This window comes from Photobacterium minamisatsumaniensis, from assembly GCF_050336695.1.
In the GTDB taxonomy this organism is placed as follows: domain Bacteria; phylum Pseudomonadota; class Gammaproteobacteria; order Enterobacterales; family Vibrionaceae; genus Photobacterium; species Photobacterium minamisatsumaniensis.
In genome coordinates this window covers 71,776-90,749 of the sequence record NZ_JAKJSI010000012.1, presented here as the reverse complement: position 1 = coordinate 90,749, position 18,974 = coordinate 71,776, and the positions used below count along the sequence as shown (strand labels likewise).

The window sequence follows — 18,974 nt, the reverse complement described above, 5'->3', positions numbered from 1 at the left end:
CATTAATCAAAGAGAGGCTATAAGATGAAGCTATTAAAAACATTTTGGCGCAGGATAACGTCACCAAGTAAAGTTGCTGTTGGCTTAGTGCTGTTTATGGGCTTTATGGGCGGGCTACTATTCTGGGGTGCGTTTAACACCGGGATGGAGGCAACAAATACAGAAGAGTTCTGTGCGGGTTGCCACGCACCAATCGTAGAAGAAATTCGTGAAACAGTTCACTTTGCTAATCGCTCTGGTGTTCGTGCTATTTGTTCAGATTGCCACGTACCGCATAACTGGACCGATAAAATGGTTCGTAAGGTACAGGCATCAAAAGAGTTAGTTGCCCATGCGATGGGGACGATTGACACGAAAGAGAAATTTGAAGAGCGGCGGGGTTACCTTGCTAACCGTGAGTGGCACCGGATGAAAGAAAATGATTCGCAGGAGTGCCGTAACTGTCATGAATTCGAATTCATGGATTTCTCAGAGCAAGGTCCTCGTAGTGTGAAACAACACTCAACGGCACTAGCGTCAGGTGATAAAACCTGTGTTGATTGCCATAAAGGTATTGCCCATAAACTGCCTGACATGAAAAATATTGAAGGCTGGCAGTAACCCGAGTTAAAAGAGGTGTGAAATGAGTACACTTGAATCAATCATTTGGAATGTGCTTGGCTATGCTGCCATGCCAGTGATCATTTTATCCGGTTTTGCTGTTGTAGCGGTACTGTCTGTATGGCTACTCTCGCTGGGTAAAGATAAAAACGTATAGTCCAAGTATTGGTCTATTGATTAGAAAAGCCGCGTCTTAACATTTAGGGCGTGGCTTTTTTATTGCCTTGGAGGTGTTTGTGGCGAAGCCATAATATTGATAAATAGCAAAGATGAGTAGTGTGAGCCAAATCAGATCAATAGAAGCCCATTCGACGATAAAACTTACCATGGTGCGCTCAGCACTAAGGATATCGCTCAGTTGAAGTAGAGCGATACATAAACAGCCAAGAAAACTAAAGAGTAAAAAACTGATCCTATTCATACAATACCTCACGAGGTGACAAGTAAAGTATATATAAATGATAACTATTATCAATTACTGTCGATTTTATTTTTGACCTTCAAGGTAGCCAGCGTTGAGCAGTAATTGGCGAAACTGCTCCGCTCGTTCTCGATTTACACCAAAGTCTGAATATCCCACCCTCGATTCAGATCGGATATCTAGCTTTTCTCCTGACAGTTTCACTTCAAAGTCATCAATGAAGCGAAAAACACTACTACTATTCTCGATACGAAAGTAGCCATCGGCCTCGGCTGCTAATGCTGCACCTGGTAATGTGAGTGCGATCTGTTTGATTTGATCCCAATGTGATAGCCCAGAGTCTGACAGCACAAAACTCTCAATGAAGTGTTCTTCACGTGTATCTAATGTAGATACACAGTTGGGTTTGTCGCCACATAATTGGTTTATTTGATAGTGAAAACTGGCTTCGTTGCTATGTCTGCTACTGTCACTGCACCCCGAAATCAAGGTGGCAACAAAGAGTGTAGAAAAGCCAATGCAGGTCTTTTTAATCATCCTGAACGCCTCGCTTGAAGTAATGCTATAGCCACTGAGTGTAAGCGATAAAACCTATCCAAGAGATAACCAGTAGCCCCCACGGAAGCCATTGTGTCTTTGGTGGTTCGACGACTGCGTTAACTTCTTCTTGTTGAGAGGTTTCGAGTTGAGGTTGAGTCTTTTCTTTTACTTGTTTTTTACGAAGTTTATCACGCTCACGAGATTTTGCTTTTTGTTGTTTTTTGTACAGCTCAATACCGTGCTGAATACCTTGAGCAACTAATTTTGTTTGCTCTTTCGTTTGTGCTGGCTTCTGGGTTGCTTTGGCTATTTTCATGGCCTCTGCTTGTGTTTCTGGTGAAAGGGTACTTGGTTGTTTTTTAATGGTCATAGCTTGATAAAAATAGTGTATGTTGCGGCAATTATACCGCTGACCACATTGAATGGTATCTCTGATTGTTATTCTTGCTATGTCATACGGTTGTTCTATATCGAATGTTTTGTAGGAATATTTCAGTTTTTTAGTGAAAGATTGAGGTAGGGAAAATATGTCACGAGTATCATTAAGCTTATGAATAATAGTGATTTAATTGTATTTGCTATGGTTTGGTTATACTTTTCTGTTTTGTGCTAATTTCTGAAATAAAACAAGAAAAATGAGTTTGCCACTTTGCAAAATGTGATCATCTTAGCAAGATGGTTACTCAAATCGTGCGTTGAACCACAGAATTTACCTCTATGGCTGGCAGTTATAGTGGGATGATTTATCGTAGCTACACAATATTGATGATGCGTATCATCATGGGTCGCATATATTTTTAGCGTGAAAGCCTTAGCTATTGAAAACACGTTTAATTACCTCCATTGCTAACTAAGCGGGAGAGTGAGGAGGACGGGGTTTGCACTATATGATCGAGGCTTATGATAAACACGGATTATTAAAGCCATCCAAAATGTTGTGGTTATGCTTTTTTTTCAGTGCCAAGGCGTGGGTGATTTTTGCCATGGCAGGAGCAAGCCGTCAACAAGGGGCTCAAGTATTAGAAATATTGTACCCATTACGTGAGAATTTATATCTCGCGATGGTACTCGGTTTACCTGCTGTCATTTTGATGTGGCTAACCGGGCAAAGACACAAAAATAATAAATTAATAAATATCGTTTGGCACCATGGCAAAACATTTTTGCTGGTGTCCTATACGGCAGATTGTGCTTTGCAAGTGTATCAACTGTTCTTAACCCAAGGGGCGTTCAGTTGGACTCGTGCAGTCAGCTTGTTACTGACTGTGTGGATAGGAATTTACCTATGCCGTAGCTCACGAGTCAAAAATACATTTGCTGATAAGCCCTTAGAGAGGTAAAGACAAATGAATGAATGGAGTAAAGGCCTCGTCCTTTTTAGTGCTCTATTGAGCCCGTTAGCGATGGCTGACTGGCTACTTGATGTAAATTTTGAGCTCACTGGCGCAAGTGGTAATACACAGTCGGTGAACACGTCACTTTCTTTGCTTCCTGGCGAAGAAACGGTGTTCTTTGGTACTAGTGATGTCGCTAACCAAACAGCACGAGAGCTTGTCGGCAGTGCCGAATTGCTGGAAGTCTCAGCAGAAGAAGTGAAAATTGCTTTCAAAGTACAAGAGCGATTAGATGATGGTGGGTGGCGGACGATTATTTCACCGACGTTATCAACAGGCCTGAACTCACCAGCGCTGTTTGAAACCGTTGATGGCAATAGTGATAAGCAAGTGAAATTACAGGTTGAAGTGACATCGGTATAATACGGTGTAATGACACTTGAATTGTAAGCAGAAACGCTCCTGACGGGGCGTTTTTCATTTTTAACGTCATAAAAAAGAACCGTGGCTATTGGGTGCTGATAATGATCAACGTTACGGTGAGTATTCGAGGTATAATTTAAGGTTATGTAAGTAAGGTCCTTGACCAAAGAATTATAAGTTGTTCACTTAGGAGATAAATATGGCAACGGCACAACCATTGATTTTACCAGAAGCCGGTCCTTTCGCACTGTATGTAGTGATGAAAGTGAAGGCTGAGACTTCGGCGGTGATCAAGCAATGTCAGCAGCTTCATCAGTTAGTTTCGTCACTGAATGAGCAGCAACCTCATGCAGAGCTACGTGCAAGTCTTGCCTTTGGGAAATCATTTTGGACCGCGCTAGCGCAAGGTACTCCTGAAGGCTTCGACGAGTTCCAGCCCCTCGGCGAGGGTGATATCACAGCGCCGGCAACAGGTGGTGATATTCTGCTACACGTTAACTCAAGTCGTCACGATCTTAATTTCTACTTGTTGCGCCAGTTTATCGAGCCAATTGCAGAATCTGTTGAGATCATGGATGAGACGTACGGTTTCAAGTACCTTGATTCACGTGATATGACAGATTTTATTGACGGTACAGAGAACCCAAATACGACAGAAGCGCGCCAAGATGTTGCTTTAATCAATGACGGTGAGTTTGCTGGTGGCAGTTTTGTTATGCTCCAGCGTTTTGTGCATAACTTACCGGCTTGGAACCGTTTGAATCTTCAGGCACAAGAAAAGGTCGTTGGCCGTACAAAACCCGACTCAATTGAACTTGAAGATGTACCTGCGGCATCGCATGTCGGTCGCGTCGATATCAAAGAAGAAGGTAAGGGCCTTAAAATTGTACGCCATAGCTTGCCATATGGCACGGTAAGCGGCGATCACGGCCTGTTGTTTATTGCATACTGCCATACCCAGCATAACTTCAAGACAATGCTCGAGAGCATGTATGGCGAGACGGATGGTAAAACCGATCAGCTATTGCGTTTTACAACGGCAGTTACTGGGGCGTATTTCTTTGCTCCATCACTTGAAGTATTAGCTGCATTATAAATTAATATCATCAGCCGATCGCTACTTCGTATTGAGTGAGCCGGATGGGAGTGAAAACGAGAGGCCATTGCTTCTCGTTTTTTATATGCAGAGTTTCTATGAAAACGTTAGAAACAAAAAAGCGCCACCCGAGGGTAGCGCTTTCAGTAAGATGATTTAAGTCTTACTTTTTGATGCGTAGAACTGGAGTTTCACCCACAGTTGTTGCACCAGATAGCTTGTTCAGCTCTTTAATTTCATCCATGTTAGAAATAACAACTGGAGTAAGAGTTGATTTTGCTTTTTCTTCTAGAAGTGCTAGATCGAATTCGATAACAGTATCACCGACTTTAACCGTTTGACCTTCTTCAGCGATGCGAGTGAAGCCTTCACCTTTCAGTTCAACAGTGTCGATACCGAAGTGAACGAATAGCTCGATGCCATCGTCAGACTCAATAGAGAAAGCGTGGTTCGTTTCGAAGATTTTACCGATAGTACCGTTTACTGGTGCAACCATTTTGTTGCCAGCAGGTTTGATAGCGATACCGTCACCAACGATTTTCTCGGCGAAAACAACATCTGGCACATCTTCAATGTTTACGATTTCACCTGAAAGCGGTGCAATAATTTCAATAGCACCAGCTTCAGAGTTATCATCAGAAACTAGCTTTTTCAATTTGTCAAACAGACCCATAATCGTTGCTCCTAAGCGTTGTTATTTTACCTGCTGCTATATTAGCAGATGGTCTTTTCTGCGATGAATTTTTCTACGTGTGCTTCAATTTCAGCAGCAGTAGGCATAGCAAGCGCTTGCTCAGCCATAGCTTTTACATCAGCAAAGTTAGCGTTACGGATAATTTTCTTAATGCGTGGAATAGAAATTCCGCTCATGCTGAACTCGTCCAGACCCATACCAAGAAGTAGTAGGGTTGCACGCTCATCACCCGCTAGCTCGCCACACATACCTGTCCACTTACCTTCTTTGTGAGAAGCATCAATAACTTGCTTAATCACGGTAAGAACAGCAGGAGATAGTGGGTTGTAAAGGTGAGAAATCAGCTCATTACCACGGTCAACAGCAAGAGTATACTGGGTTAAGTCATTAGTACCAATACTAAAGAACTCAACTTCTTTCGCTAGGTGGTGCGCAATCGCTGCAGCTGCTGGCGTTTCAACCATAACACCGATTTCGATGTTCTCGTCAAAAGCAAGGCCTTCAGTGCGAAGTTCTGCTTTGTATTCTTCGATAGCCGCTTTTAGTTCACGAATTTCTTCTACAGAAATAATCATCGGGAACATGATGCGGATCTTACCGTGTGCCGAAGCGCGTAGAATACCACGTAGTTGGTCACGTAGAATTTCACGACGATCTAAGCTAATGCGAATGGCGCGCCAGCCTAAGAACGGGTTCATTTCTTCAGGAAGATCTAGGTATGGAAGATCTTTATCACCACCAATATCCATAGTACGGATAATAACGGTTTCACCGTGCATTGCTTCTGCAACATCTTTGTAAGCTTTGTACTGTTCTTCTTCAGTCGGTAGCGCATCACGGTCCATAAACAGGAACTCTGTACGGTACAAACCAACACCTTCACCACCGTTACGGTTGATACCGTCACAGTCTTTAACAGTACCGATGTTGCCGCAGACTTCTACGTGCTTACCATCAAGGGTAATTGCAGGTAGGTCTTTCAGCTTAGCAAGTTCTTCAACTTCAGCTTGGTGCTTGTCACGGATAGCTTTGAATTTAGCTAACTCGCCTTCAGTTGGGTTAATCACAACTTGGTTGTTGATAGCATCAAGAACCAGCATGTCACCGTTTTGAACACGAGTTGTAATATCGTTTGTACCTACGATTGCAGGTAACTCTAAAGAACGCGCCATGATAGAGGTGTGTGAAGTGCGACCACCAATATCAGTAATGAAGCCAAGTACGTAATCTAGGTTGATTTGTGCAGTTTCTGAAGGCGTTAGGTCGTTAGCGACCAAAATAACTTCTTCATTGATAGCACTAAGATTAACAATGCTGATACCCAGTGCGTTTTTCACAAAACGGTTACCGATATCGCGGATGTCGGTTGCACGTTCTTTTAGGTATTCATCATCTAGAGATTCTAGCGTTACAGCTTGCTCTTCGATGATGCTATGAATAGCAAGATCTGCAGATGCATTGTTATCTTTAATGAAGGCTATGATTTCTTCTTCTAGCTCTTCATCTTCTAGCAACATAATGTGGCCTTCAAAGATGGCTTCCTTCTCTTCACCGAAGGTTACACGTGCTTTTTCTTTGATAACTTCTAGTTGCTCAGAAGATTTTTTTCGAGCGTCGAAGAAACGCTGAATTTCGCTCTCAACTTGGTCCGCAGTAATTGGCGTTTTGTTTAAAACAATCGCTTCTTCCTGCAAAAGTAATGCTTTACCAAAAGCAATACCAGGAGATGCCAGGATACCTGAAATCATAGCCTTACCTTAAATATACTTAAAACTAGGGGAAGTAATAAACAGACTGCGTATTAGTGCAGTTCGTCCATTAGAGCAACTAGGTGGTCAACAGCTTGTTGAGCTTGAGCACCTTCAGCAGCGATAGTCACTACTGTGCCTTTAACTAGACCTAGAGTCTGAAGCTTAAACAGGCTCTTAGCGCTTGCGCTTTTACCGTTTGAAGTCACTGTGATGTCTGCTTCGAAAGATTTTGCTTCTTTTACGAACTGAGCCGCTGGACGAGTGTGTAGGCCGTTTTCTGCAGTGATCTCAACTTGCTTCTGATACATTTTTCACCCCGATATAGATATTATTTATTTAATATTAACGTAACTGAAAATAAGCTTAACCTGTTTAGGCTATGCCTGCTAACTAGGAGTATAAATTACCCTATCAGCTCGGTGCTAGAGGTTAATCTAAGTCAATTTTTTGTGACTTTTCTCTCTTTTATTGCTTCGTGAAGACCAACAAATGACCTTTTAATTCGAAGCTAAAAATAAAGCACGAACGATTTATATTAAAGCTACGCTACAAATGCAACAAAAAAGCCCCCTTAAGGGAGCTTTTGAATCGCTATTGATGTTTTAACATCAAAAAGTGTGATCACTGTTGGGTTTCTTTGTCGGTAAAAATACCAGCAAACAGTGCAGATGTCAGATAACGTTCGCCTGAGCTCGGCAAGATAACTACGATATTTTTACCTGCAAATTCCTGCTTTTCTGCCATGCGATTTGCTGCTACCACTGCTGCGCCAGATGAAATGCCTGCTAAAATGCCTTCTTCTTCCATTAAGCGACGTGTCATGTTTATCGCATCTTCAGAGCTAACCTGTTGAACCTCATCAATTAATGACACGTCAAGGTTACCAGGGATAAAGCCAGCACCAATCCCTTGAATCTTATGGGGAGCAGGTTTAGGGTCTTCACCGTTTAATGTTTGAGTAATAATTGGTGATTCAGTAGGTTCAACGGCAACGGTTGTAATTGCTTTGCCTTTTTGTTGCTTAATAAAGCGGCTGACACCAGTTAGCGTACCACCAGTACCAACGCCTGATACAAAGACATCGATTTCACCTTCAGTGGCTTCCCAAATTTCAGGGCCAGTTGTCTTCTCGTGAATCTCAGGGTTAGCAGGGTTATTGAACTGCTGAAGCAACAAGTATTTTTCTGGATCTGAAGCGACAATTTCCTCTGCCTTTTCGATGGCTCCTTTCATGCCTTTCGGTGCTTCAGTTAAAACAAGGTTCGCGCCAAGGGCTTTAAGGAGCTTACGACGCTCTAGACTCATGCTTTCAGGCATTGTTAGTGTTAGCTTGTAGCCTCGAGCTGCTGCAACAAAGGCAAGGGCAATACCTGTATTACCACTTGTTGGTTCAACGAGCTCGACACCTTCTTTCAGAATACCGCGCTTTTCTGCATCCCAAATCATGTTGGCACCAATACGGCACTTGACGCTGAAGCTTGGATTTCGAGCTTCTACTTTCGCTAGGACGTTACCTTTACTAACACGGTTTAGGCGAACTAACGGAGTGTTACCAATAGTCAGGGAGTTATCTTCGTAAATCTTGCTCATTATTATCGTTCCTTCGTAACACGTTCAAAAAATGACACGATTGGGTGTGTGATAATAAGCATAACCGCAGATTCATGATTGAGAAGGAATTTGTGGTTATATCTTATTGTTATAACGGACGGTTAATGTAACTTATATTGATCACGGTATTGGTCAACCCACATGGCCGTTGCGCCACACACTGCAACTGGCATAACAACAAGGTTGAGTAATGGCGTCATGGTGAAAACCATGACTAAGCTGCCAAAGCTAAGTGATTTCCCTCGTTTTTCTTTCAGCGCGTCACGCATGGTCGGGAAAGGTACTTTATGGTTATCAAATGGATAATCAGCGTACTGTATACTCATCATCCAAGCGCTAAATAAAAACCACAAGACAGGGCCTACGGTCTGACCTATTGCGGGGATCCACAATAAGATAAATAGGCCGAGTGCCTTGGGTAGGTAGTACTTTAATTTTATCCACTCTCGGTTCATGATCCGCGGTAGATCTTTAAAAATGTCGACCATGCCTGTGTCAGGGGCTGGTTTCCCTGTTAGTTTTGCTTCAAGGTGCTCGGCGAGTAAGCCGTTAAATGGCGCAGCAATCCAGTTAGCAATCGTGCTAAATAAATAAGAGAAGGTTACTAACGTGGCGATGGCCAGTAATGGCCATAGTATGTATGACAACCACTCCATCCATTGTGGTAGATATGCCATCCAACCATTAATCCAAGTATCAAGCTGAGTGAGAACTAAACTAAAAGCTGTGCCAAATAAAACAATATTGACCATTAAAGGCAGTAAAACGAACCTGCGGGTGCCGGGCTGCATTGCCAGTGACATGCCTTTAAAGAAATAGCCCGCACCACTCAGCGAGGTAGGGGACTTACTGTGTTGTTGCATATTAGCTCCTTGGTGTGTTTCTGGCGGCATATATTTGCTTTAATGAATGCTGATATTAACGGTGTAGCTTACCTAGAAGCAAATTAGGTCTAGGATAAAATGCAGAAATAGCGAAATTATTGTTTAAGGATTGCCCGATTTTGTGCTCAAGAGCACTATCTTGCACGAATAACAACATTCGCCTTCTCATTCTGTTTTGAGTTTTGATACATTAGAGGTTGTACCCTTCTTTTTTGACCAAGAAGGGCAGAAATGTCGAAGTATCACTGAAGGTTGTAATCAACCCTTGGTGGAACTCAATAAATTGATCTTCCCCCTTTAGGGGTAACATGTAAATTCAGAGTATTCGTATGCAGGAATTGCGTCTGGTTCTTATTATTGTGGGTGCACTAGCGATTGCAGCTTTATTGTTGCATGGGTTATGGAGCAGCCGTAAGGAAAAACCCGCTAAATTTGGTGAGAAGCCATTAGGAAAGCTGGATAAATCGCCTCGTGACCAAGAAGGTTTTGATCACGATGGTATCGGCAATGTTAGAGTAATGAACCATGATGGCAAGGAGCCAGAAGTAAGCCGTCCGGAAAGAAAAGAGCCCGAGCTTCATTTTGGTCAAAAGCTGCAAGCAGATCCGCTAATGGATACTCAAACCGTGGTTTCTGAGCAAGAGAATGAGTTGCCAGCGATGTCTGCGACTGACGAGCCTGTGCTCTCAGCTACAGTCGATGCAGCTGCGGCATTAAAAGACACGGCCCAGCTAATCCAGCAGCCTATTAATATAGAGCAACCGGAAGTCGCGCCGAGTGCCGAAACAATGGTCGTGCAACCAGTATCGGAGGTTGCTTCGGAACCTCTGGTTAATGTTGATGCTGAATCAATTAGCAAGGTTCAATCAACCGACACCGTTTCAATGTCACCAGCGACGGTATTTGAGCCAGCGTTAACAATAGAAGACATTGAACGAGAACAACAAACAACACCAGCTGACGATATGATCGTTGTTGAACCAAGTGTAAGCTTGGCTGAAATGGTTGAGTCAGTTGTTGAATCGGTTGTTGTAACGCAGCCAGAGCCAGAGCCAGAGCCAGAGCCAGAACCAGAACCAGAACAGTTACCACCTGATTATCTTGTGCTTAATATTCATGCGCGAAATGGTGACACTTTACGTGGTAACAAACTGTTCAATGCATTTGAGCAGCATAACCTGGTGTTTGGTGAAAATTCGGTTTATCACTATCATGCTGATGTCGCAGGCACAGGCCCTGTCATTTATTCTGTGACGAACATGGTGCATCCAGCACACTTCCCAGAAGGTGGAAACGATAATTTTGAAACACCGGGTGTTGCTTTTTATCTGATGCTTCCATGCCAAGTTGGCCGTGCTGATGCGAATTTTAAGCAAATGCTACAAACCGTTCAGCTTATTGCCGATACACTCGGCGCCGATGTTCTTGATCAGAATCGCGCATTAATTACGCCACATCGCATTATGGAATATCGAGAAAAAGCACAAAAATACGCTAATCACTAGCGACAGCTTTTTTAATGAGAATAATCTGGCCCTTTATACATTACGGTATAAAGGGCTTTATTTTTTTAAACTTATACAGATTTGTATTATTGAGTACCCCTAGCTCGTCAGGGGCGTATTACGGTAGGAAAAACAATGAGTCATGACATTCAGCAGCTACTTAATGAACTGCGTGAACAACTTGCATATCACGGTCATCGTTATTACGTCGAAGATAACCCTGAAATTCCAGATGCTGAATATGATCGCATGATGCAGCAGCTACTGACATTAGAAAGTGAGCATCCTGCATTGATCACCGCGGACTCACCGAGTCAGCGTGTCGGCGGTACTCCGCTCGATGGCTTTACCCAAATTGCCCATGAAATTCCGATGCTGTCATTGGATAACGCCTTTAATGATGACGATCTTGTTGCGTTTGAAAAGCGTATGCTTGATCGCCTTATGTCAGAGTCAGCATTAACATATTGCTGTGAGCCAAAACTGGATGGGCTTGCTGTTAGTTTAATGTATGAAAATGGCCTGTTAGTACAGGCGGCGACACGGGGTGATGGCGCTACCGGTGAAAATATTACTGAAAATGTACGTACAATACGCTCAATTCCTTTAAAGCTACGTGGCGAAGGATGGCCTGCTCGTTTAGAAGTTCGCGGTGAAGTTTTCATGCCGAAAAAAGGCTTTGATGCGTTGAATGAAAAAGCGATGAAAAAGGGTGATAAACCCTTTGCTAACCCACGGAATGCTGCTGCGGGCAGTCTGCGTCAACTCGATTCGAAAGTAACCGCGACGCGACCGCTTAGCTTTTATGCTTATTCGGTCGGTGTTGTGGAAGGCTTAGCATTAGCCGAAGGTCAGTACGAACGTTTATTGCAGCTGAAAGACTGGGGCCTACCGATGTGCCCTGAAATACGTCAATTAGCGAATATGGATGAAGTGATTGCTTATCACCAAGAGATCGGTGAGAAGCGAGAATCACTACCTTATGAAATCGATGGTGTCGTGATCAAAACCAACGATATTGCGATTCAATTACGCTTAGGATTTGTTGCTCGAGCACCGCGATGGGCGATTGCCTATAAATTTCCAGCTCAAGAAGAAATGACATTACTTAATAATGTTGAGTTTCAGGTTGGTCGAACAGGGGCGATAACACCCGTTGCAAAACTTGAACCTGTTTTTGTTGGTGGCGTAACCGTTAGTAACGCAACGTTACACAACGCTGATGAAATTGCGCGCCTTGGCGTGATGGTCGGCGATACCGTGATTATCCGCCGTGCAGGTGATGTGATCCCACAAATTGCTTCGGTTGTAGAATCTCGACGCCCAGCCGATGCCCAAGTGATTGTATTCCCTGAAACCTGCCCAGTTTGCGACTCTAAAGTGGAGCGGGTTGAAGGCGAGGCGGTGGCGCGTTGCTCTGGTGGACTTTTCTGCCAAGCACAACGTAAAGAAGCTTTGAAGCATTTTGTTTCTCGTAAAGCGCTTGATGTTGATGGGTGTGGCGTCAAAGTGATTGAGCAATTGGTCGATCGTGAAATGGTGGCGACCCCTGCCGATTTGTTTAAACTTTCTGCCGGCGTAGTGACAGTGCTTGAGCGAATGGGGCCGAAGTCAGCTCAAAAGTTAGTTGATTCTTTAGCGGCATCAAAACAGACAACATTAGCGCGCTTTCTTTATTCATTAGGCATTCGTGAAGTGGGCGAAGCAACAGCGGCAAACCTTGCTAATCATTTTGAATCCCTTGATGCCATTCAAGCGGCAAATAAAGATCAGCTGATTAAGGTTCAGGATGTTGGTGAAATTGTTGCAGAGCACCTTTATAACTTCTTTAGAGAAGAGCATAACTTGGCGGTTATTCAAGATTTGCTAGAGGTTGGTATCCACTGGCCTGCCATTGAAAAGGCAGAAGAGGGTGTCGAGCGACCTCTTGAAGGGAAAACGGTTGTATTAACGGGGTCACTTTCTCAACTTACACGCTCAGATGCGAAAGCGGCACTTCAGCAGCTAGGGGCCAAGGTAACGGGCAGTGTATCAAAGAATACAGATTTGCTTGTAGCCGGTGAAGCTGCGGGGTCAAAATTGTCAAAAGCACAAGATCTTGGGATAGAAGTCTGGGATGAACAGGCATTAGTTGATTTGATGGCTCGTTAAAACCGTCAAAACAACAAAATTTTAATAAAAAAATAAACAATAGCCCTCTAATACATTGGTATAAGAGGGTTTTTTTTATTCATTAAGTTTGATGCATATTTATTTTAATTTTGATTTTAAGTGTGTGTTATTGCCAATTCATGCTTTTCATTATGATGTAATAAACTGCAATAAAAAATATAAATCACAGATGTAGATCGCATAACTATATATAACTATCAATGTATATGTTTGTTTTTAAATGATTTTTATGTTTGTGGTGATTGTGTTTTGTTTTTATTTGACCGTGATCACTAATTTGCGCGAAGTTTGCACTGAGTCATATTTTTCAAAGAATTAATTAAGTTATGTTTGATGTTTTTTGATGCGAAAGTAGTCTTAGTGGGGAAGCAAGACAAGAGTTCACTTTAAGAACTAAAAAAATATGAATTAGTTAGATTAAGAAATCTGACTGACATATCGGGAGGATTACTTGATGCCCTCGGCGGCCAACCATTAGGGCACAAGTAACACAGCTAGTATTTTTAGGAGTTATTCCATGGAAAACATGTTTAAGCGTTCATTTCTTAGTGTAGCAGTTGCAGCAGCTGCGATGGTTTCGGTATCAGCAAATGCTTATACAATTGGTGAGTCAAACGATTCAAAAGTTGAGGTATATGGTGTTGTTTCTATCTCTGCTGTTGATTATGGCGCAGACAATGGCACATTCGCATTAGAAAATGAAACACGTGTCGGGTTCCGTGCTGCACAAGCAATGACTGATTCTGTAGAAGCCTTTGTACAAATGGAATCGGGCTGGATGCTTGATGACGGTGCTAAATTAGGTAACCGTGATACATTTGTTGGTATGCGTGGTGATAACTGGGGTCAGGTACGCTTTGGTCGTATGTTAACACCAATGTACGAGCTAGTTGACTGGCCTTACAGTGCATCAAACATGGGTACTACGTTTGACCGTGGTTGGAGAAGTGGCGAGCGTTTCATTTTTGACCGTAAGAGCCAGCAAGTACGTTATGACTCAGCTAAAATTGCCGATATGCTAACGTTCAGCGCATCTGTTGGTAACGGCAGTAGCAATACGGATGATTCTAAGTTTTACGGTGCTAAGTTCTCGATTACCCCTGTGGATATGCTAACGCTACATGCAGCATTTGAATCAGCGCAAGATACAGAGTTTGAATCAGGCTCCGATGCTACATTCAACAAAGACGGTAGCCTGAAGGAAGCTGGAAAAGATGCATCAGTTGGTGACACGGACTCTTACTTCGTTGGTTTTGAATTGCGCCCGATTGATAGTGTTATGATTGCTGGTGCATATAAGACTGGTGAGTACGATGCTACTGACAAAGGTAGTTTCAGCTATGATAAGCGCGAAATTGAAGCTTTTTCTCTTCAAGCGAATTACTACATGGGTAAAGCTAACTTCCGTTTAGGTTATGCACAGCAAACGGGTGATACTGATGGTGTAACGGATGCTTACTTAGATCGTGAAACACTGACTGGTGAATTTGGTTACAGCTTCAACAGTGTTTATACCTTCCTACGTGTTGCTGAGCACAGCAACGATGGCGACGGTGATACGATGGTACGTTTTGGTACTGAGTGGTACTTCTAAGAGTTAATTACCGTTAAATTGTAATTACTAATAAGTGAAAAGGCTTCGGTATGTACCGAAGCCTTTTTTGTCATGGTAGTTATTTGTTTTTAGGTACTTTTATTGTGTTTATATGAATGCTTTTTATGTGCTCGATGTGAATTTAATTACAGATAAGGTATTGACGGGGAGGAGGTAATTAGATGAGTAGGGAAAATTGTTAGCCAAACCAAACAGTGATCCGGCTAACAGGTAGAGAGCAGTGCTAATTAAGGTTCTTTATTGCCCAAGTTAGGAAGTCTTGTTTTTCATTATCATCCAATTGGTTAAATACATCTTGTAAGACTGTCAGTTTAGACGATACATCAGTATTTCCATTAGCTTGCTTACTTGTTAGTTTATTCGCTTGCTTTGAAGCGGTAGACGTTACTTTATCACTAGGGGTGTTATATGCAGCCAATAGGTAAGCATAATCTTTATTAATTGAAAATCCATCAAGTGGGAGTTTTTCATTTTTGTGCTCAATTGATGAGCCGGAAGAGTTAGATAATTCAACTGCAAGAGACCTATCAAATCGACGAGCTGCATCTTGGGTTCTTAGTGATGGTAGCGCCATCACTAATTCAGAGTCGATACTATTAAAGCTTAATACAAGCGGTGATGATTGATATATTTCACTTTGGCTAGAGCCTTTGTTAAAGATTTTCTTTATTTCATAGATAATTTGATTATCACCATTTGGTAAGGTGATATTGTCTGGTGATGAGCCAATAAAAGACATCAGACTATTTTTACCTTCTTCACCATTGATTGATAAAATGTTTACTTCGCTTGGAAGCTTAAGTGTTACTTCAGCTGCAACTGGGAAGGACAATAGCCCTATTAAACCACTTGCCACAAAACCATTTATTTTCATCGAAGTAGAACCTCATAATTGAGTCATAAAAGTGAATTAGTGAATCTTATTTTACTAGACATAATAACTGAGTCATACGTATGCCTTTATTATTTTCATAATATTGTTTTGAAATCAGATAAGAGTCACATGATGCTAGCTACTATTAATAAATGTATGGGTAAGGATTGAAGATATAAGAATTTTATTAAACAGGTTAATATATTCCTTTGGGGGATAATTGTGTTGTTTGATATTCATCAGTTATTTTCTAGCCTGTTCGTTGAAGGCAAATAGTTCATTAAATGTAGTACTCACAATTGTGATCTAACCCACAGTTAACTATTTATTTATTCTAAATAACTATAATAAATTAGATTTTTTCATGGGTAAATTATCAATTAACCTCAATGTTTCAGTGTTTTTTTGAGTCAGCGCACAAAGTAACCTTCGTTATTGTCTTTATGTTTTTTGTTTTTATTGTTGTAAGTGGTTGTTTTTTAGTTGTTTATATCTGTTTAGGATTTGCTGCTTTGAACTGTGTCATGTTTATTTAGATAGTATCTTCACGAAGAAAAAAAAGCGGTTAGCCTTATTCCTGTAGTAACACATAACAATGAATTATGTATATCTCCTTCGGCGGCCAACTGAGGATGATGTATATAAACAGCTATACATTAATTAGGAGTTCCAAATGAAAAAGACTTTCAAACGTACACTAGTCAGTATGAGTGTGGCAGCTATCACAATGGGATCTTTTGCTGCAAATGCTTACACCATCGGTGAAACTAATGACTCAAAAGTTGAAGTCTATGGTGTGGTTTCGATTTCTGCGGTTGATTATGGAACGAAGGCTAAGGCTAAAGATGGTTCGACGAAAGATCAGGGGTGGGTGCTAGAAAATGAAACTCGAGTTGGCTTTCGTGCCGCTCAGGCAATGACAGACTCTGTTGAAGCCTTTGTTCAAATGGAATCAGGTTGGATGCTTGATGACGGCGCTAAATTAGGTAACCGCGATACATTTGCTGGTATTCGTGGTGATGAGTGGGGCGCGGTTCGTTTCGGTCGAATGTTAACACCAATGTATGAATTGGTTGATTGGCCTTACAGTGCATCAAACATGGGTACAACATTTGACCGTGGTTGGCGTGCAGGTGAACGCTTTCATTTTGACCGTAAAAGTCAACATGTTCGCTACGATTCAGCACAAATTGCGGATATGCTGAATTTCAGCTTGTCGTATGGCAACGGTAGCGAAAATACGTCTGATTCAAACTTTGTTGGTGGTAAGGTATCTGTTACACCTGTTGATATGCTGACATTACATGCCGCTTTTGAATTAACGAATGATACCGAATTTGATGATGATTTAATCGGTGATACCGATAACTATTTTGTTGGTTTTGAATTCCGTCCAATAGCGAACTTGTCGTTTGCTGGTGCATATAAAACTGGTGAATTTGATTCAAACAAAAAAGGTACGGGCGACTATGATGAAAGAGAAATAGATGCTTACTCGCTACAAGCTAATTATTTCATGGGAAACACTAATTTCCGTTTAGGCTATGCAAGCCAAGATGGAAAAACTGATGGCGTAAAAGATGAATTCCTAAAACGTGAGACGCTAACGGGTGAAGTTGGTTATTCGTTTAATGCCGTTTATACCTTCTTACGTGTTGCACAGCATAGTGATGCACGTGGTAGCAAGTACGGTGAAGACACAATGATCCGTATCGGTACCGAATGGTATTTCTAATCAAGGTTTAACGTTGCCTTAGCGATCGGCTAATCATTTAGTTTTTCTGGCCTCAGTATTCTTACTGGGGCTTTTTATTATAATTGAAATTGTACACATTTAGCGTTGGTTCTCCGATTGAGTGAAAAGATGAAATGTTATAACTGTATTGTGGATTGCAGTACTGGTGGTAAAATGCGTAATTATCGATGATAGTGATGAAGTAACATCACGATTTGAGTCAGCATTTTATTTAAGGTTCTTTAATGACGGTTAAAACTCGTTTTGCTCCAAGCCCTACAGGCTTTCTTCATGTTGGTGGTGCACGTACTGCACTATATTCTTGGTTGTTCGCTAAACATATGGGTGGCGAATTTGTTCTTCGTATCGAAGATACTGACCTAGAGCGCTCTTCACAGGAAGCGATCGACGCCATTCTCGAAGGGATGGAGTGGATTGGTCTGAATTGGGATGAAGGTCCTTACTATCAGACAAAGCGTTTTGACCGCTACAACCAGTTAATCGATCAACTGCTTGCAGAAGATAAAGCTTACAAGTGTTACTGCCCGAAAGAGCTACTTGACGAACTTCGTGAAGAGCAAATGGCCGCAGGTGTTAAGCCGCGTTACGATGCTAACCATCCCAAAATTGTTGCGGCGAATGCTGCAGCAACAGATGCATCACCTTTTGTTATCCGCTTCCGTAACCCGAAAGAAGGCACGGTAGTCTTTAATGATCATGTCCGTGGTAATATTGAGATTGCAAACAGCGAGCTTGATGATCTGATCATTCGCCGTACAGACGGTAGCCCAACGTATAACTTCTGTGTGGTTGTTGATGACTGGGATATGGGGATCACGCAAGTTGTGCGTGGTGAAGACCATATCAATAATACCCCTCGTCAAATTAACATTTACGAAGCACTGGGTGCACCAGTACCAGAGTTTGCACACTGCGCAATGATCCTTGGTGATGACGGTGCAAAACTGTCTAAACGCCATGGTGCAGTCAGCGTGATGCAATACCGTGATGAAGGTTACCTACCACAAGCGCTACTGAACTATTTAGTACGTTTGGGTTGGTCACACGGTGATCAAGAAATCTTCTCTCTAGAAGAAATGATTAAGTTGTTTAGCCTAGATTCAATCAGCAAGTCAGCATCTGCTTTCAACACTGATAAGCTACTTTGGTTGAATAATCATTACATCAAAACGTCTGAACCAGAATACGTTGCTAGCTACCTTCAGTGGCACCTTGATCAGAAAGAAATCGACACGGCTAACGGCCCTGCAATTACAGATGTAATTAAACTCGTCGGTGAGCGTTGTAATACATTGATTGAGCTTGCAGATCAATCACGTTACTTCTACCAAGATTTCAGTGAGTTCGAAGCGGGTGCAGCGAAGAAGCACCTACGCCCAGTAGCAAAAGGTGCGCTGACACTAGCACTTGCTAAAGTTGAAGCACTTGAAGAGTGGACAACTGAGAATCTTCATAATGTGATCAAAGAAACATGTGAAGAGCTTGAGCTTGGTATGGGTAAAGTAGGTATGCCATTGCGTGTATCGGTTACTGGCCAAGGTCAGTCACCGTCAGTTGATGCGGTGATGCAGTTGATTGGAAAAGAGCGTGTAGTTGCTCGTCTTCAGATGGCACTTGGTTATATTGCCGAGCGAGAAGCGAATGCATAAGTAACAAATGGAATGTGAATAACCTGTTTATTGTTCACACTCCGATTTG

General features: G+C 42.1%; 18 protein-coding genes. 10 read left to right on the top strand and 8 right to left on the bottom strand.

Features of this window, described 5'->3' with window-relative positions:
• The first annotated feature begins 24 nt into the window (after positions 1 to 24).
• On the top strand, positions 25 to 600 hold the full coding sequence (locus L4D78_RS04200; protein ID WP_428465789.1) for a NapC/NirT family cytochrome c: 576 nt from the start codon (positions 25 to 27) through the stop codon (positions 598 to 600).
• A 22-nt stretch (positions 601 to 622) separates the two neighbouring features.
• Complete coding sequence (locus L4D78_RS04195; RefSeq protein WP_428456046.1) at positions 623 to 757, top strand: TIGR02808 family protein; 135 nt, start codon at positions 623 to 625, stop codon at positions 755 to 757.
• A gap of 330 nt (positions 758 to 1,087) precedes the next feature.
• Here the strand turns inward: L4D78_RS04195 and L4D78_RS04190 are convergent, their stop codons facing one another.
• The gene (locus L4D78_RS04190) at positions 1,088 to 1,558 is read right to left on the bottom strand and encodes a DUF1499 domain-containing protein (RefSeq protein WP_428465788.1); all 471 of its coding nucleotides are present in this window, start codon (positions 1,556 to 1,558) and stop codon (positions 1,088 to 1,090) included.
• 25 nt (positions 1,559 to 1,583) lie between these two features.
• Positions 1,584 to 1,931, bottom strand: coding sequence for a DUF2956 domain-containing protein (locus L4D78_RS04185; RefSeq protein ID WP_428465787.1), 348 nt, complete (start codon positions 1,929 to 1,931; stop codon positions 1,584 to 1,586).
• A gap of 517 nt (positions 1,932 to 2,448) precedes the next feature.
• On the opposite strand from L4D78_RS04185, the gene L4D78_RS04180 reads away from it, so the two are divergent.
• The 3 genes from L4D78_RS04180 (at position 2,449) to L4D78_RS04170 (ending at position 4,414) form a co-directional block, all read left to right on the top strand.
• Positions 2,449 to 2,901 carry a DUF2919 domain-containing protein gene (locus tag L4D78_RS04180; protein WP_428456049.1) on the top strand — a complete coding sequence of 151 codons (453 nt, stop codon included), beginning with the start codon at positions 2,449 to 2,451 and terminating at the stop codon, positions 2,899 to 2,901.
• A 6-nt stretch (positions 2,902 to 2,907) separates the two neighbouring features.
• A complete protein-coding gene (locus L4D78_RS04175) occupies positions 2,908 to 3,318 on the top strand; it encodes a hypothetical protein (protein ID WP_428465786.1) in 411 nt (136 codons plus the stop codon).
• Positions 3,319 to 3,517: 199 nt separating this feature from the next.
• Entirely contained in the window at positions 3,518 to 4,414 is an 897-nt protein-coding gene (locus L4D78_RS04170) for a Dyp-type peroxidase (RefSeq protein ID WP_428465785.1), read from the top strand.
• 163 nt (positions 4,415 to 4,577) lie between these two features.
• Here L4D78_RS04170 and crr read toward each other — a convergent pair whose 3' ends face one another.
• The 5 genes from crr to cysZ form a co-directional block, all read right to left on the bottom strand.
• Positions 4,578 to 5,087 carry a PTS glucose transporter subunit IIA gene (gene crr / locus L4D78_RS04165; protein WP_428465784.1) on the bottom strand — a complete coding sequence of 170 codons (510 nt, stop codon included), beginning with the start codon at positions 5,085 to 5,087 and terminating at the stop codon, positions 4,578 to 4,580.
• 41 nt (positions 5,088 to 5,128) lie between these two features.
• A complete protein-coding gene (ptsI, locus tag L4D78_RS04160) occupies positions 5,129 to 6,856 on the bottom strand; it encodes a phosphoenolpyruvate-protein phosphotransferase PtsI (RefSeq protein WP_428465783.1) in 1,728 nt (575 codons plus the stop codon).
• A gap of 53 nt (positions 6,857 to 6,909) precedes the next feature.
• Positions 6,910 to 7,167 (bottom strand): HPr family phosphocarrier protein, encoded by a 258-nt coding sequence (locus tag L4D78_RS04155; RefSeq protein ID WP_428456054.1) that lies wholly within the window; start codon positions 7,165 to 7,167, stop codon positions 6,910 to 6,912.
• A 313-nt stretch (positions 7,168 to 7,480) separates the two neighbouring features.
• Complete coding sequence (cysK, locus tag L4D78_RS04150) at positions 7,481 to 8,449, bottom strand: cysteine synthase A (protein ID WP_428465782.1); 969 nt, start codon at positions 8,447 to 8,449, stop codon at positions 7,481 to 7,483.
• A 122-nt stretch (positions 8,450 to 8,571) separates the two neighbouring features.
• Positions 8,572 to 9,333 (bottom strand): sulfate transporter CysZ, encoded by a 762-nt coding sequence (gene cysZ / locus L4D78_RS04145; protein ID WP_428465781.1) that lies wholly within the window; start codon positions 9,331 to 9,333, stop codon positions 8,572 to 8,574.
• A 350-nt stretch (positions 9,334 to 9,683) separates the two neighbouring features.
• On the opposite strand from cysZ, the gene zipA reads away from it, so the two are divergent.
• The 3 genes from zipA (at position 9,684) to L4D78_RS04130 (ending at position 14,625) form a co-directional block, all read left to right on the top strand.
• Positions 9,684 to 10,859 (top strand): cell division protein ZipA, encoded by a 1,176-nt coding sequence (gene zipA / locus L4D78_RS04140; RefSeq protein ID WP_428465780.1) that lies wholly within the window; start codon positions 9,684 to 9,686, stop codon positions 10,857 to 10,859.
• A 135-nt stretch (positions 10,860 to 10,994) separates the two neighbouring features.
• The gene (gene ligA, locus L4D78_RS04135) at positions 10,995 to 13,010 is read left to right on the top strand and encodes an NAD-dependent DNA ligase LigA (protein ID WP_428465779.1); all 2,016 of its coding nucleotides are present in this window, start codon (positions 10,995 to 10,997) and stop codon (positions 13,008 to 13,010) included.
• 538 nt (positions 13,011 to 13,548) lie between these two features.
• Positions 13,549 to 14,625, top strand: a complete 1,077-nt coding sequence (locus L4D78_RS04130; protein WP_428465778.1) for a porin — start codon at positions 13,549 to 13,551, stop codon at positions 14,623 to 14,625.
• A gap of 244 nt (positions 14,626 to 14,869) precedes the next feature.
• Here the strand turns inward: L4D78_RS04130 and L4D78_RS04125 are convergent, their stop codons facing one another.
• A complete protein-coding gene (locus L4D78_RS04125; protein ID WP_428465777.1) occupies positions 14,870 to 15,520 on the bottom strand; it encodes a YccT family protein in 651 nt (216 codons plus the stop codon).
• A 673-nt stretch (positions 15,521 to 16,193) separates the two neighbouring features.
• On the opposite strand from L4D78_RS04125, the gene L4D78_RS04120 reads away from it, so the two are divergent.
• Positions 16,194 to 17,255, top strand: coding sequence for a porin (locus L4D78_RS04120; RefSeq protein WP_428465776.1), 1,062 nt, complete (start codon positions 16,194 to 16,196; stop codon positions 17,253 to 17,255).
• A gap of 245 nt (positions 17,256 to 17,500) precedes the next feature.
• A complete protein-coding gene (gene gltX, locus L4D78_RS04115; RefSeq protein ID WP_428465775.1) occupies positions 17,501 to 18,925 on the top strand; it encodes a glutamate--tRNA ligase in 1,425 nt (474 codons plus the stop codon).
• The last annotated feature ends 49 nt before the right edge of the window (positions 18,926 to 18,974 follow it).